Annotated in this window: 10 protein-coding genes; 6 read left to right on the top strand and 4 right to left on the bottom strand. The window is 72.2% G+C overall.

Annotation, left to right across the window (positions count from 1 at the left end; all coding sequences use genetic code 11):
- Positions 1 to 36: 36 nt before the first annotated feature.
- Positions 37 to 2,574 carry a sensor histidine kinase gene (locus tag EV382_RS14925; protein WP_208758422.1) on the top strand — a complete coding sequence of 846 codons (2,538 nt, stop codon included), beginning with the start codon at positions 37 to 39 and terminating at the stop codon, positions 2,572 to 2,574.
- Positions 2,571 to 2,993 (top strand): roadblock/LC7 domain-containing protein, encoded by a 423-nt coding sequence (locus EV382_RS14920; RefSeq protein ID WP_030328666.1) that lies wholly within the window; start codon positions 2,571 to 2,573, stop codon positions 2,991 to 2,993. The genes EV382_RS14925 and EV382_RS14920 overlap by 4 nt, the downstream gene beginning before the upstream one ends.
- 79 nt (positions 2,994 to 3,072) lie before the next feature.
- Here the strand turns inward: EV382_RS14920 and EV382_RS14915 are convergent, their stop codons facing one another.
- Positions 3,073 to 4,416 (bottom strand): GH1 family beta-glucosidase, encoded by a 1,344-nt coding sequence (locus EV382_RS14915; RefSeq protein ID WP_130402429.1) that lies wholly within the window; start codon positions 4,414 to 4,416, stop codon positions 3,073 to 3,075.
- 841 nt (positions 4,417 to 5,257) lie between these two features.
- On the opposite strand from EV382_RS14915, the gene EV382_RS14910 reads away from it, so the two are divergent.
- Positions 5,258 to 8,164 (top strand): glycoside hydrolase family 48 protein, encoded by a 2,907-nt coding sequence (locus tag EV382_RS14910; protein ID WP_130402427.1) that lies wholly within the window; start codon positions 5,258 to 5,260, stop codon positions 8,162 to 8,164.
- 318 nt (positions 8,165 to 8,482) lie between these two features.
- Here EV382_RS14910 and EV382_RS14905 read toward each other — a convergent pair whose 3' ends face one another.
- Entirely contained in the window at positions 8,483 to 9,091 is a 609-nt protein-coding gene (locus EV382_RS14905; protein ID WP_425271987.1) for a DUF3159 domain-containing protein, read from the bottom strand.
- 230 nt (positions 9,092 to 9,321) lie between these two features.
- Between EV382_RS14905 and EV382_RS14900 the strand changes: the two genes are divergently transcribed.
- Positions 9,322 to 10,209, top strand: coding sequence for a phosphatase PAP2 family protein (locus tag EV382_RS14900; protein WP_208758421.1), 888 nt, complete (start codon positions 9,322 to 9,324; stop codon positions 10,207 to 10,209).
- Between the two features lie 36 nt (positions 10,210 to 10,245).
- Here EV382_RS14900 and EV382_RS14895 read toward each other — a convergent pair whose 3' ends face one another.
- Together EV382_RS14895 and EV382_RS14890 are read right to left on the bottom strand one after the other, a co-directional pair.
- Entirely contained in the window at positions 10,246 to 11,109 is an 864-nt protein-coding gene (locus tag EV382_RS14895) for a DUF1028 domain-containing protein (RefSeq protein ID WP_130402423.1), read from the bottom strand.
- A gap of 47 nt (positions 11,110 to 11,156) precedes the next feature.
- On the bottom strand, positions 11,157 to 12,377 hold the full coding sequence (locus EV382_RS14890; protein ID WP_130402421.1) for a low temperature requirement protein A: 1,221 nt from the start codon (positions 12,375 to 12,377) through the stop codon (positions 11,157 to 11,159).
- 153 nt (positions 12,378 to 12,530) lie between these two features.
- On the opposite strand from EV382_RS14890, the gene EV382_RS14885 reads away from it, so the two are divergent.
- Together EV382_RS14885 and EV382_RS14880 are read left to right on the top strand one after the other, a co-directional pair.
- Positions 12,531 to 13,514, top strand: coding sequence for an LLM class F420-dependent oxidoreductase (locus tag EV382_RS14885; RefSeq protein ID WP_130402419.1), 984 nt, complete (start codon positions 12,531 to 12,533; stop codon positions 13,512 to 13,514).
- Positions 13,511 to 14,302, top strand: coding sequence for an SDR family oxidoreductase (locus EV382_RS14880; RefSeq protein ID WP_130402417.1), 792 nt, complete (start codon positions 13,511 to 13,513; stop codon positions 14,300 to 14,302). Before EV382_RS14885 ends, EV382_RS14880 begins: the two co-directional genes overlap by 4 nt.
- Positions 14,303 to 14,399: the final 97 nt, after the last annotated feature.

Below are 14,399 nucleotides of genomic sequence, written 5' to 3'. Positions count from 1 at the left end.
GGACCGCGGTGGACGCGGTAGCACGGAGGAGGCAGGGTGGCGGCAGGTCCCGACCCGGCGAACGGCGCGGTGTCGAACCATCGCCGACGCCGCTTCGACGTTCGCGTCGTTCCGCATCGACGGCGGTCGGCGTTCCGCTTGCGCGACTGGCGGATGAGCACGAAGCTCGCCACCGTTCTGGTCGTGCCGTCGATGGCGTTCCTGCTGCTCGCCGGTGTGCAGACCAGCGCGCTGGTGGGGCGGACGACGGCGTTGAACGACTTCTCCAGCCAGGTCGGCATCGGCCGGCAGATCACCGCGGCGGTGCACCACCTCCAGCAGGAGCGTGACCGTTCGGCGGGGGAGCTGGGTGAGCTGCGTAAGGGTGGTGACCGGCAGACCGCCGCGAACGACCTGAAGCCGTTGCAGGAGGCCAGCGACAAGGCCATCGTGGAGCTCAGCCGGGCGGCCGAGCCACTGGCCGACGCGGACGCGTCCTGGCGGGTCGCCTTCTCCGAGGCCCTTGAAGCGTACGACCAGGTGGTGGACATCCGCGCGGCGATTCCGCCGGCGGTGGTCAGCAGCGAGACCATCCTGGGCAACTACCACCGGGCGATCGGGGCGTTGCTCGACCTGCTCGCCGAACCGACCCCGGGGCAGAACCAGCCGGCGCTGAACGACGCCGTGCTGCGCTACGTCCAGCTGGCCCGGGTCAAGGAACTCTCGTCCCGGGTGCGGGCGCAGCTCTACGCCGCCGCCCGCGCCGGTGCGTACGGCACCGAGGACCGGGTGGTCCTCGCCGACCTGCGCGGGCAGCAACTCACCGCGCTGGGCGCGTTCCGGGTGGCCGCGACCAGCGAGCAGATCCAGCGCTACGACGAGACGTCGGTGTCGCCGATGTTCCTGGTCGCCACCGGTCTGGAGGAGCGCAGCCTGTCCTCGGGTGGCGGGTCGCCGCAGGTGCTGCCGTCGGAGCAGTGGTGGTCGGCCAGTCAGCAGCGCCAGGAGTTGCTGCGCCAGCTTGAGGCGGGCGTGCTCGACGACGCCGTACGGCAGGCCGAGCAGGCCAGCGACGATCAGCTGCGGACGACCCTGCTGGTCGTCGGCGGGGTGGTCACGGTCCTGCTGGCCGCCCTGCTGATCTCGTTGTTCATCGGTCGGTCGGTGGCCCGTTCGATGCGGCTGCTGCGGAGCCAGGCGTTGCGGATCGCCCAGGTCGAGTTGCCGGACACGCTGGACCAGTTGAAGAGCGTCACCGGCGGGGTGCCCCGCATCGAGGTCGCGCCGGCGGTGGTCCGCTCGCTCGACGAGCTCGGTGAGTTGGCCGAGGCGTTCGTGGCGGTGCACCGCAGCGCGGTCACGGTCGCCGTGGAGCAGGCGATGATGCGGCGCAACGTCAACGCGATGTTCGTCAACCTGGCCCGACGTAGCCAGGTGCTGGTGGAGCGTCAGCTGGAGCTGCTGGACGACCTGGAGCGCGAGGAGAGCGACCCGGACCAGCTGGAGAATCTGTTCAAGCTCGATCACCTGGCCGCCCGTATGCGCCGTAACGACGAGAGCCTGCTGGTGCTCGCCGGCACCGACTCCACCCGCCGGTGGAACCGGCCGGTCGGCCTCGGTGCGGTGCTGCTGGCCGCCGCCGCCGAGATCGAGCAGTACCAGCGGGTCCGGATCGACTCGGTGGCCGACGTGTACGTGGTCGGGCACGCCGTCGGCGAGTTGGTGCACCTGCTGGCCGAGTTGCTGGAGAACGCCACGGCCTTCTCCCGTCCGGACACCGTCGTGGTGGTGACCGCCCGGGTCGAGGAGGGCGCTTCGCTGATCGAGATCGTCGACCGTGGTCTGGGCATGAGCCCGGCCGCGTTGGTCCAGGCGAACGAGGTGCTGGCCAGCCCTCCGGCCGCGGACGTCGCGGCGGTGGAGCGGATGGGGCTCTTCGTGGTCAGCCACCTGGCGGCCCGGTTGGGCGTACGCGTGCGGTTGGAGGGCGGCGAGGACGGCCTGGTCGCCCGGCTCGCCCTGCCCGCGCTGTTGCTGGCCCCGGCGGGCACCGTGGAGTTGGATGCGCCTCCGTCGGCACGGATGCTGGCGGCGAGCGCGGCGCGGGGGGTGGCTGCGCCGCCCGGGGCGGTCCGTCCGGCGGCTGCCCCGGTGCCGGCCGCCGCGGTGCGGGACATGCCGGTGGCCGGCCGTCCGCCGGGCGTCGGCGTGCCGCGCCAGGGCCGCCCGGTGCCGCTGCGCGCCGAGGACGTGTTGACCCCGGCCGCTGCTCGGGGTGGCGGCGGGGGCTGGTATTCGCGGCAGGGCCCGAGCGCGCCGGCGGTGCCCGCGCCGGCGGCACCGCCGAGCATCCCGGTGACCGCCGGCACCAATGAGCGCGGCTTGCCGGTGCGGGTGCCGATGGCGCAGTTGAGCGCTGTCACCCGTTCGGCACAACCAATGTCGGCACCGACCCGCACCGACCCGGACCCGGAGGCGGTCGGCGGCATGCTCTCGCGGCTCTACAGCGGAGTACGGCGCGCCGAGGCTGAGGACACCACCGAGATACCCGTGCCACCGTCCGGGGGGCACGACGAAGGGGGACGACGACAGTGACGACGTTGAGCCAGGAGGCGCGTGACCTGAGCTGGCTGGTGAGCGCGTTCGCGGAGCGGGTGCCGGGTGTGGCGCACGCGGTGGTGGTCTCCTCTGACGGGCTGTTGGTGGCGATCTCCGATCACCTGCCGAGGGACAACGCGGACAAGCTCGCCGCGGTGACCTCCGGGCTGATGAGCATCACCGCGGGCGCGGCCCAGATGTTCGACGGCGATGTCGTCAAGCAGACGGTGGTGGAGATGGGCCGTGGCTACTTCCTGGTGATGCAGATCCGCGACGGTTCGATCCTGGCCACGTTGGCCGCCGGTGACGCGGACATCGGCGTGGTGGGCTACGAGATGGCCCGGCTGGCCAAGCAGGCGGGGGAAATGCTCACCCCGGCCCTGCGGGCGGAGTTGCAGCAGGCGCTGCCCCGCTGAGTGAGCCGGCTGAGGCCCGGACGGTGACGGCTCACCCGAGCCGAGCCGTCCGGGCCCGGACGTCCGGGTGGCGGGGAGTTCAGAAGCCGCCGTCGGCGATGACGGAGCGGTACCAGGTGGCGCTGTTCTTGAGCACCCGCCGCTGGGTGGGGTAGTCCACGTAGACCAGACCCCAGCGCTGGTCGTACCCCTGGTCCCATTCGAAGTTGTCCAGCAGTGACCAGACGTGGAAGCTCTCCAGCGGCACTCCGTCGGTGATGGCCCGGTGGGCGGCTGCGAGGTGGTCGCGCAGGAAGCTGATCCGGCCGGTGTCCTGGACGGTGTCGTCCGCGTCCAGCGTGTCCGGTGTGGGTAGCCCGTTCTCGGTGATGGTGAGCGGGATCGGGCCGTAGTCGCGGGTGATCCGGGTCAGCAGGTCGTACATCCCCTCGGGGTAGATCTGCTGCCAGTCGGCTTCGGAGGTCGCCCAGCGGTGCTCGGTGCCGCCGTCGGCGGTGACGTAGATCGGGGTGTAGTACTGCACGGCCAGCAGGTCGACGGGCGCAGAGATGATCTTCAGGTCGCCGTCGCGGATGCCCTGGACCATCCGGCTCTGCGGGCCCAGGTCGGCCAGCAGGTCCTCCGGGTAGCTGCCCTTGAGCAGGGAGTCGAGGTAGAGGCGGTTCTCATAGCCGTCGTAGAGGTGGGCGGCCGCAGCGGCCTGCGGGGAGTCGTCCGCGGGGTAGCAGGGGTGCAGGTTGAGCGCGGGGCCGATCCGGCTGTCGCTGCCGGTGGCGCGCAGCGCCTCGACGGCGAAGCCGTGGGCGAGTTGCAGATGGTGGGCGACGAGGTAGGCGGCGTCCGGGTCCTGCCGACCGGGGGCGTGGTGGCCGGTCAGGTAGCCGTTCTGCACCACGGTCTTGGGCTCGTTGATGGTGAGCCAGGCCGGCACCCGGTCGCCGAGGGCGCGGAAGACCACGTCGGCGTAGTCGGCGAAGCGGTGGGCGGTGTCGCGTGATTCCCAGCCGCCGGTGTCCTGTAGCGCCTGGGGGAGGTCCCAGTGGAACAGGGTGGCCATCGGGGTGATCCCGCGTTCGTGCAGACCGTCGAGGAGGCGGCGGTAGAAGTCGAGGCCGCGCTGGTTGGGCGTGCCGGTGCCGTCGGGTTGGATCCGGGGCCAGGAGATGGAGAAGCGGTAGCTGCGCAACCCGAGGTCGCGCATGAGGTCGAGGTCCTCGGCGTACCGGTGGTAGTGGTCGATGGCCACGTCGCCGGTGTCGCCGTTGCGGGTGCGCCCCGGGACGCGGCTGAAGGTGTCCCAGACCGACTCGCCGCGCCCGTCCTCCTTGGTGGCGCCCTCGATCTGGTACGCGGAGGTGGCCGCGCCCCAGCCGAAGTTCTCCGGGAAGCGCAGCGGGCCGGCGGGCCCGATAGGTATCGACATGGATTCTCCTCATGGATACGGGGCCACCGCCGAAGGTTTCGGGAGCGCTCCCATGATAGGGCAGACGCTGCCGGCCGGTCAGCCGGTCGTCATGACGGCCGGCGCTGGCGGATGGGATGCGGGTGTGGCCCCGAGCAGCGAACGAGGCCGTCCGGGCGGCGCGGCGCGCCTGTCCCGTCGGCCTCTTTTCCTATCGTCTACGGGGGTTTAGTGTGGGGACGGGGGAGGGCAACCCCCGTCCCCACCGTAACTGCACACACACGGGCGGAATTTGGGTCCTGCCGTGCGTGTCGCGCGGGAGCCGGGCCACGCGAGTGGCTCTGGTTCCACCTCCCTCCCTGTGGCGGGACGATGGCTGACGACGGCGTCCGGGCTGGCCCGTCGTCGGCCCTCGGTTGGTTCCCTGGGCCCGTCGGGACGACCCCAGCGATCTTCTTGTTGGAACCTTGTCGATGGAAGCGCTCCCATCGACCGATGTTGCGACTGTAACGCCCGTCACGCCTTTGTGAAAGCCCCAAAACGAGATCGAAACAAGGAGCTGATCCGGCGCTCCGTGCGCTTGTTGTGGGAGCGCTTCCATGGCACACTGTCGATTCGACGCGACAGGAGCCACATCGCGCGAGTGCGGGTCCACCGAGGGCAGCCGGCAGCACCAGCTCCGGTCACGGTCACCCGATCAGCCGGCGGGACCCCCTCCCGTGCGGGCCGCACCGCCCTACCCCCGGCCGGGCCCGGGGAAGACCACCTTCCCGGCGCCTCGACATCCCCGCGGACCACCACCCACGCGGGCAGGCGCCTCGCCGGGGACCACCCCGGCCTGGTCCGAGGAGACACCGCGCACATGAGACAACTGGCACGACGCCGTCGAGTGGCGATCATCGCCGCCGCCGCGCTCGCCATCGGCGGGGTGACCCTGCCCGCTGGCGCCGCACAGGCCGCGCCCGCCTGCGACGTGGTCTACGCGACCAACGACTGGAACACCGGCTTCACCGCCAACATCACCATCAAGAACCTGGGCGACCCGATCAACAACTGGACGCTCAAGTGGACCTTCCCGAACAGCGGTCAGCGGGTCACCCAGGGCTGGTCGGCCCGCTACAGCCAGTCCGGCAGCGAGGTCACCGCGACCAACGAGTCGTACAACGGCAACCTGGCCACCGGGGCCTCCACCACCATCGGCTTCAACGGCGCCCACACGGGGAGCAACCCGAAGCCCACCTCGTTCACCCTCAACGGCACCCCCTGCAACGGCACCCCGGCCAACCAGCCGCCGACGGTCTCCCTCGGCCTGCCGTCCGGTCCGTTCACCGCGCCGGCCGACGTGCCGCTGACCGCCACCGCCAGCGACCCGGACGGGACGATCAGCAAGGTCGAGTTCTACCGCAACGGCCTGCTGATCAACACCGACACCACCGCGCCGTACGCCTACACGCAGGAGGACCTGCCGGCCGGCAGCTACACCGTCCAGGCCAAGGCGTACGACAACGCCAACGGCATCGGGGTCGACGAGAAGGCGTTCACCGTCGGCACCGCGAGCGGCCCGACGCTGATCGCCACCCCGTCCGCGGTGAGCGTCAACGAGGGTGGCACCACCACCTTCAACCTGAAGCTCAGCGCCGCGCCGACGGCCAACGTGCCGGTCACCCTCACCCGCAGCGGTGACTCCGACGTCACGGTCTCGCCGAGCACCGTCACGCTGACCCCGAGCAACTGGAACACCGGGGTCACCGTCACGGTCGCCGCGGCGGAGGACACCGACACCGTCGGCGGCGCCGCCACGATCACCGCCTCCGCCACGGGTATCGCTTCGCTGGCGGTCACCGCCACCGAGATCGACAACGACGCCCCGGGTGGCGACAACGCCTACATCGCGAAGTTCCTCGAGCAGTACGGCAAGATCAAGAACTCGGGGTACTTCAGCCCCGAGGGCGTGCCGTACCACTCGGTCGAGACGCTGATCGTGGAAGCCCCCGACCACGGTCACGAGACGACCTCCGAGGCGTTCAGCTTCTGGCTCTGGCTGGAGGCGAACTACGGGCGGGTCACCCAGAACTGGGCCCCGTTCAACAACGCCTGGACGGTGATGGAGAAGTACATCATCCCGACGCACGCCGACCAGCCGACCTCTGGCTCCGCCGGCACGCCGCAGTACGCCGCGGAGTACAACCTGCCCAGCCAGTACCCCTCGGCGCTGGACCCGAACGTCCCGGTCGGCCAGGACCCGCTCCGCTCGGAGTTGCAGTCCACCTACGGCACCGGCGACATCTACGGCATGCACTGGCTGATCGACGTCGACAACACCTACGGCTTCGGCCGCTGCGGTGACGGCACCACCAAGCCGGCCTACATCAACACCTTCCAGCGGGGCACCCAGGAATCGGTCTGGGAGACCGTCCCGCAGCCGTCCTGCGACACCTTCGCGCACGGCGGTCAGTACGGCTACCTCGACCTGTTCGTCAAGGACACCGGTGCCCCCGCCAAGCAGTGGAAGTACACCAACGCCCCGGACGCCGACGCCCGCGCCGTGCAGGCCGCGTACTGGGCGCTGACCTGGGCCAAGGCGCAGAACAAGCAGGCCGACGTCGCAGCCACCATCACCAAGGCCGCCAAGATGGGCGACTACCTGCGGTACGCGATGTTCGACAAGTACTTCAAGAAGATCGGTAACTGCGTCGGGGCGAGCGCCTGCCCCGCCGGCAGCGGCCGGGACTCCGCGCACTACCTGCTGTCCTGGTACTACGCCTGGGGCGGCGCGTACGAGACCAGCCAGAACTGGTCCTGGCGCATCGGCTCCAGCCACAGCCACTTCGGCTACCAGAACCCGTTCGCGGCCTGGGCGCTGACCAACACCCCGGAGCTCAAGCCGCAGTCGTCGACCGCGGTCTCCGACTGGACCAAGAGCTTCGACCGGCAGCTGGAGTTCTACACCTGGCTGCAGTCCGCCGAGGGCGGCATCGCCGGCGGTGCCACCAACAGCTGGGACGGCCACTACGGCCAGCCGCCGTCGGGCACCAGCACCTTCTACGGCATGTTCTACGACGTCGACCCGGTCTACAACGACCCGCCGTCGAACCAGTGGTTCGGCATGCAGGCCTGGTCGATGCAGCGCATCGCCGAGCTGTACCTCCAGACCGGCAACGCGAAGGCCAAGGCGCTGCTCGACAAGTGGGTGCCCTGGGCGATCGCCAACACCACCCTCGGCACCAACTGGTCGATCCCGTCGGACATGGCGTGGAGCGGTCAGCCGACCACCTGGAACCCGTCCAACCCGCAGCCCAACACCAACCTGCACGTCGAGGTCACGGTGAAGGGCCAGGACGTCGGCGTCACCGCCGCCTACGCCCGGACCCTGATCGCGTACGCGGCCAAGTCCGGCAACGTGGCGGCGAAGGACACCGCCAAGGGGCTGCTCGACGCGCTGTCGGCCGCCAGCGACACCAAGGGCGTCTCCACCACGGAGAAGCGTGGCGACTACCGGCGCTTCGACGACGTCTACAACGCGTCCACCGGGCAGGGCCTCTACGTCCCGTCGGGCTGGACCGGGGAGATGCCGAACGGCGACGCCATCGCCGCCGGCAAGAGCTTCCTCGACATCCGGTCCTTCTACAAGAACGACCCGGACTGGCCCAAGGTGCAGGCGTACCTGGACGGTGGTGCGGAGCCCGAGTTCAACTACCACCGGTTCTGGGCGCAGGCGGACGTCGCCATGGCGTACGCCGACTACGGCAGCCTGTTCCCGAACGGCTGAGACGACCCGGGGTGGGTGGCGTGGACCCCGCCCACCCCGGGGTCCGGCCCCGGTCCGGGGAACGACGGACCGGGGCTGGCGGACGGCCTGACACCCACGGTCAGGCCGGGGTGGGCCGGCCATCTGGCCGACGCAGCGGATCGGCCGGCCCGCCCCACCGCCCGGACTGAAGCTAGCCGCGAAAAAGCCCAGAAATTCGGGCCGTCGCGGGATCACACCGAGGCACGTGACGGAGTAACGTACGTCACCGGAGAGGCCGCTCCCCCCGTGGCGGCCTCTCCACTTTTTTTGCCCCGCATCCGGCCGCGCCCGGCCCGGTCAGCGCGGCGGCGCGACCGGGTGACGCAGCCCCGGGTGCCCGGCCGGCAGCGACCGCCGCAGCACCACCCAGCTCAGCGCCAACGCCGCGGCGACCAGCGGCCAGGTCAGCGCCACCCGGGCCACCACCAACGCGAGCACCTGCCCACCCAGGTACAGCGGCACGAACACGGCCACGCGCAGCAGGTAGGTCGCCGCCCACACCCAACTGGCCCGGCCGTACCCGCGCAGCAGCACCGGGTCGCGCCGCCACCGGGCACGCTGGCCCAGCACCGCGCCGACCAGCACGCCGAGCAGCGGCCAGCGCACCACGATGCTGACCGTCCACGCCAGAGCGCTCGCGGCGTTGGAGAGCACCTGGATCAGAAAGAAGTCCTCCGCCCGGCCGGTGCGCACCGCGACCAACGCCGCGACGCAGACCGCCAGCAGCCCGATCAGCACCGAGCGCGGCCGATCGCCCCGACGCAGGCGTACGCCGGCCACCACCGCGCCCACTGCCAGCGCCGCACCGACCCCGCCCCAGAGCGACTCGCCGCCCAGCAACCAGCCCACCGCGAACGCCAGCGGCGGCAGTGTGGCATCGATGGCACCGCGTCGCCCGCCCAGCAGATCCGTCAGCGACTCGGCCCGCGCCGGCGCTGCCGCAGCGGTGTCCGCGTCGGCCCGCGCCGGCCCTGTCGACCCCGCGTCGGTGCCGCTGAGCTGCCCCTCGCCGGGCTCGGTCGGGCCGCTGTCGCGCTCCGGAGTTTCGCTCACCACCGCCTCCTCGCCTCCGGCACAACCTAACCGGCGATTGACGGCGGGCCACCGCTTGGGCCGCTGACACCTGCCGCTACGGTGTGCGGATGCGCGCGACGGCACGGGGTTGGACCGCGGTCTGGTTGGTCGTACTGGCCCTGGTTCAGGCTGCCGCCTTCCTCGCCGTATGGCGGGTGGCCGTGCACTTCGAGATCGGCCAGTGGGTGGACACCGTCGCCCTCACCGGCAACCGGATCGGGCAGGACACCATCGACGGTCCGGTCGACCGGATCCTCAACGCGATGTCGGTGGTCTCGCTGCTGGCCGCCACCGCGATGATCGGGTTCATCGCGCTGATCCGGGGGCGGATCGCCCTGGCGATCACCGCGACCCTGCTGATCGCCGGCGCGAACGTCACGACGCAACTGCTGAAGTACGGGCTGAACCGGCCCGACTACGGTCTCGACCCGGAACGCGCCGCGGTGGGCAACAGCCTGCCCAGCGGGCACGCCACGGTGGCCGCCTCGGTGGCGGTCGCCCTGATGCTCGTGCTGCCCCGCAAGGTGCGGGCCGCCGGTGCGTTCATCGGTGCCGCCTACGCCGCCGTCGCCGGAGTCAGCACCCTCTCCGCCGGCTGGCACCGGCCCAGCGACGCTGTCGCCGCGTACCTCGTGGTGGGTGTGTGGGCGGCGTTGGCCGGGCTGCTCCTGCTGGTCACCCAGCGGGAGCAGGCCGAGATCGCCCCCGGCGACGCGCACCGCGTCGCGGCGCTGGTGCTCGGGGTCGGCGGTGTGCTCGCCCTGGTCGCTTGCGGGCTCTCCCTGTCCTGGTTGCTGGACCTGCGCGGCACCGGGCCGCAGGAGCTGTCCCGCCGCCCCCTGTTCGTCGGGTACGCGGGCAGCGCCGCGGGGATCGCCGGCACGATGGCGGTGGTGATGGCGCTGGTGTTGACAGTCGTGCACCGGCTGGTGCCCCGGGTCAAGGGCTGAGCCGACCGACGGAGTCGATCCGGGCGCGCGGTCGGGTCAGCTCGCGGAGCGCGGGGCGGGGACGTGCGGCGCGACACCGCGCAGGTGCGTCAGCACCACCGGGTCGATCCGCCCCGGCACCAACCGCTCCTCCAGGTTCTCGATCCCGGCCCAGGAGATCAACGCCGCTTCCGTCCCGCCCTCGTGGACCGGATGGCCCAGCGCGGCGAGCAGCGCCGCCACCTCGGCGGCGACCGCGCCGCTCAGGTCGAGCAGGGTGGCCGGGTCGGGCCGGCCGAACAGCATGGTGTGCACCGCGAGCAGGCGACCCAGCTCGGCGACCGGGTCCGGGTGGTCGTCCACGCGCAGGTCCACCACCACGTCGCTGGTGCCGCCGTACCCGCCGCCCCGCTCGACCACCAGCAGCCCGGCGCTCTGCCGGCCCCGCCGGTCGCCGCCGGCCTCGTCGCCGGCCCGCAGCGCGGCGACCAGCCGCTCGGCGAACGGCAGCGCCGTGCCCGCCTGCCAGGCCGTACCGAGGGCGTCGACGACCTCCGGCCCGGTGAGGATGTTGCCCTGTGCGGCCCAGCCGTCGCCGGTGCGGCCGCCGGCCCACGGATGGCAGGCCGGCCCGGTCCAGCTGGCACCCGCGCCGCTGGCCCCCACGACGCCGAGCTGGCGGTGGTCCCGCTCGGGGTCGGCGGCGATCAGCCCGGCCACCACGTCGGCGGCGGCCACCCCGGTGCGCAGCAGGGTGAGGCCCTGGGGTCGGTAGGCGGGGTTGGCGTGCGCCTGGGTGGCCAGCGCGCCCACCTCGGCGGCGGCGGCCGGCACCAGGGCCCCGGCGGCGAGGAACTTGCTGGCGACGGCAACGCCGTGCAGGCGGCCGTCGGCGGAGCGGGCGACGATCGAGAAAGTCACCGGCCGAGAGTAACCTCCCGCGCCGCCCCGACATCGGCCCGCGCTGCTCAGAACGGCGGCGCGGCGGCCTCCGGTGGGGCGCCACGGGCCCGGCGGGCGTCGGCCACCGCGACCGCGGCCAACACCAGCGCCCCGACCCCGGTGGCGACCACACCCGGCAGGAACAGCAGCGGCACCGCCGAGGCCACCAGCACCAGCAGGGCGATCCACCGGGACGGGGAGACCCGGGAGAAGACCTCGTACTCCAGGCGGGCCCGCCCGGCCAGGAACAGGGCGGGGCCGCCGAGGACCATGGCCAGCCAGGGCCCCGGGATCCGCTCCAGCGGATGATCGATGATCAGCTCGTACCCGACCGCGGTGGCGGCGAGACCGATCACCATCACCAGATGGGTGTCGGCCGCCGACCGGCCGATGGAGGCGGGATGGCGGGCCTTCATCACCGCCTCGCCCAGGATCCGCCCGGCCCGCTGCACGTAGATGCGCCACAACATGACCGAGGTGGCGAGCGCCAGCGCGAACGCCCAGGCGTGCCCGCTCCGGTACGGCCCCCGGCTGTAGGCGAACCCCGCCACCAGGATCGTCTCGCCCAGCGCGACGAGGAAGAACTGCTGGTACCGCTCGGCCAGGTGTTCACCGGCGATCTCCCACTTGGAGATCGTCGAACGACCCAACCCGGGCACCGGCCAGCCACAGCGGCCGGCCACGTACTCGATGGTCAGCGCCACCACCCAGAACACCACCTGCGCGTTCGTGCTCAACAGCGAGCCGCTGATCCAGAACACCCCGCTGACGGCGTAGATCACCGCCATGCGCACCTTCAGCCGGCGGTACGGGTGCGCACCCAGCGCGATCGACAGGATCACCGGCCGGCTCACCTGCGCGACCACGTACGCCACCGCGAACATCAGCGCGGTCTCGCTGAACGCCCGGGGGACCGCCACCCCCATCACCATGCTGCACACCAACGCGGTGACCACCACCGTCTGCAACGGCACCCGGTACGGGTCGTACCGGCTGGTCGTCCACGCGGTGCCCTGCCAGACCGCCCAGAGCGCGAGCAGCAACAGCAGTGTCTTGCCGCTGCCGGTGACCGTCCCCCAGCCGTGCTCCCCACCCGGGACCTCGGTGAGGTCCTCGAACGCGCGCGCCGAGATGCGGGTGAGCGCGAAGACGTACACCAGGTCGAAGACGAGCTCCAGGAACGTCGCCCGGCCGGGCGTGGTCACCGCAGGGACCGGCTCCAGGTGTCCCGCCCCCCTGGAACCCATGGTCAGCGACCTGCGCCGTCGGTCCGGTCCACCTCGAAGTGGTAGCACTTCCCACCGGCCGCCCGGCCGGAAACCGGCGATTATGCCCAACCCGAGGATCTTGCCCGGACCCCGGTCAACGGGCACGATCGATCGGTGACGAATCGATGGGGCATGACGGTGCCATTGGGCGGGATCGCGTTGGCGCACCACGACGCGGCCTACGCGGCCCTCGAGCGGGCCGGGTTCACCGACGTCTGGTCGTCCGAGGTCGCCGGGGCCGACGCGTTCACCCCGCTGGCGCTCGCCGCGGCCTGGCAGCCCGGGCTGCGGCTCGGCACCGCGGTCACGCCGGTCTTCACCCGGGGCCCCGGGCTGTTGGCGATGAGCGCGGCGGCGCTGGCCGAAGCCGCGCCGGGCCGGTTCTCGCTCGGCATCGGCGCGTCCTCACCCGTGCTCGTCCAGGACTGGAACGCGGTGCCGTTCGAGGAACCGTTCCGCCGCACCCGCGACGTCCTGCGTTTCCTGCGCGCCGCGCTGCGCGGTGAGACGGTCGACGGCGCGTACGACACGTTCGCCGTACGCCGGTTCACCCTGGAGCGACCGCCGGCGGTGCCGCCGCCGCTGCTGCTCGCCGCCCTGCGCCCGGGGATGCTCCGGCTGGCCGGCGCGGAGGCCGACGGGGTCATCCTCAACTGGCTCAGCCCCGACGACGTGCCACGGGCCCTCACCGAGGTGGGTGAGCGCCGCCCCGGCTTCGAGGTGGCCGCCCGGATCTTCGTCTGCCCCACCGAGGACGTCACCTACGCCCGGGCGTTGGGCCGCCGGCTCATCACCAGCTACCTCACCGTTCCGGCGTACGCCGAGTTCCACCGCTGGCTCGGCCGCGACGAGGTGCTCGCGCCCATGTGGGCGGCCTGGGCCGCCGGTGACCGGCGCGGCGCGAGCGCGGCCGTGCCGGACGACGTGGTCGACGCGTTGGTGCTGCACGGTTCGCCGCAGCGGTGCCGGGCCGAGGTACGCCGCTACGCCGACAACGGTGTGGACGTGCCGATCATCGCGTTGCTGCCCACCCCCGAGGTCACCGCCGGCGGCGCGACCGCGCTGCTGAGCCTCATCGCCCGGTTGGGCACCAACCTGGTGGAGGCGTCCGCGTGAACCTCACCGACCGGATCGTGGTCGTCACCGGCGGGGCCGGAGGCATCGGCGCGGCATTGTCGCGCCGGTTCGCCACCGAGGGCGCCGCGGCCGTGGTGGTCGCCGACCTGGACGCCGACGCGGCCCGCGCGGTGGCCGAAGGAATCGGCCCGGTCGCGCACGCCCGCGCCCTCGACGTCACCGACGAGGAGCAGGTCCGCGCGGTGGTCGCCGACACCGAGCAGCGGTACGGCCGGATCGACCTGTTCTGCGCCAACGCGGGGGTGACCACCGGCGGGGGGGTGGAGGTCGACGACGCCGGCTGGGACCGCGCGTGGCGGGTCAACGTGCTCGCCCATGTCTACTCGGCCCGCGCGGTGCTGCCCGGAATGCTCGCCCGGGGTGGCGGGCACCTGCTGCACACCTGCTCGGCGGCGGGTGTGCTGACCGCGGTGGGCGACGCGGCGTACACCGCGACAAAGCACGCCTCGGTGGGTTTCGCCGAGTGGCTGGCCATCACCTACCGGGACCGGGGCATCCGGGTCAGCGCGCTCTGCCCGCAGGGGGTGGACACCCCGATGCTCGCCGACGGCCTCGCCGAGGGTCACTTGGGCGCCCGGGTGGTGGCCGCCTCCGGGGCGGTGCTCACCCCGGACCAGGTCGCCGAGGCGGCCATCGCCGGCCTGGCCGAGGAACGGTTCCTGATCCTGCCGCACGCCGAGGTCGCCGACTACGCGCGCCGCCGCGCCGAGGACCCGGACGGCTGGCAGGCCGGCATGCGCAAACTCATCCGCCGGCTCACCGCCTGACCGGCTACCGCACCGGAACGCCCCGCCGCCTCCGGGGGCGTTGCCGCCGGTGATCAAGAAGTTTGCGTCAGGAACGGGCCTCAGGGTGACGCAAACT

It is taken from the genome of Micromonospora violae (assembly GCF_004217135.1).
Lineage (GTDB): Bacteria > Actinomycetota > Actinomycetes > Mycobacteriales > Micromonosporaceae > Micromonospora > Micromonospora violae.
This window is presented reverse-complemented; position numbering and strand designations above follow the sequence as displayed.

Coding starts and splice junctions, on each gene's coding strand:
- EV382_RS14890 (WP_130402421.1), bottom strand. CDS start 12,377: ATGGGTTCCAGGGGGGCGGGACACCTGGAGCCGGTCCCTGCGGTGACC.
- EV382_RS14885 (WP_130402419.1), top strand. CDS start 12,531: ATGACGGTGCCATTGGGCGGGATCGCGTTGGCGCACCACGACGCGGCC.
- EV382_RS14910 (WP_130402427.1), top strand. CDS start 5,258: ATGAGACAACTGGCACGACGCCGTCGAGTGGCGATCATCGCCGCCGCC.
- EV382_RS14915 (WP_130402429.1), bottom strand. CDS start 4,416: ATGTCGATACCTATCGGGCCCGCCGGCCCGCTGCGCTTCCCGGAGAAC.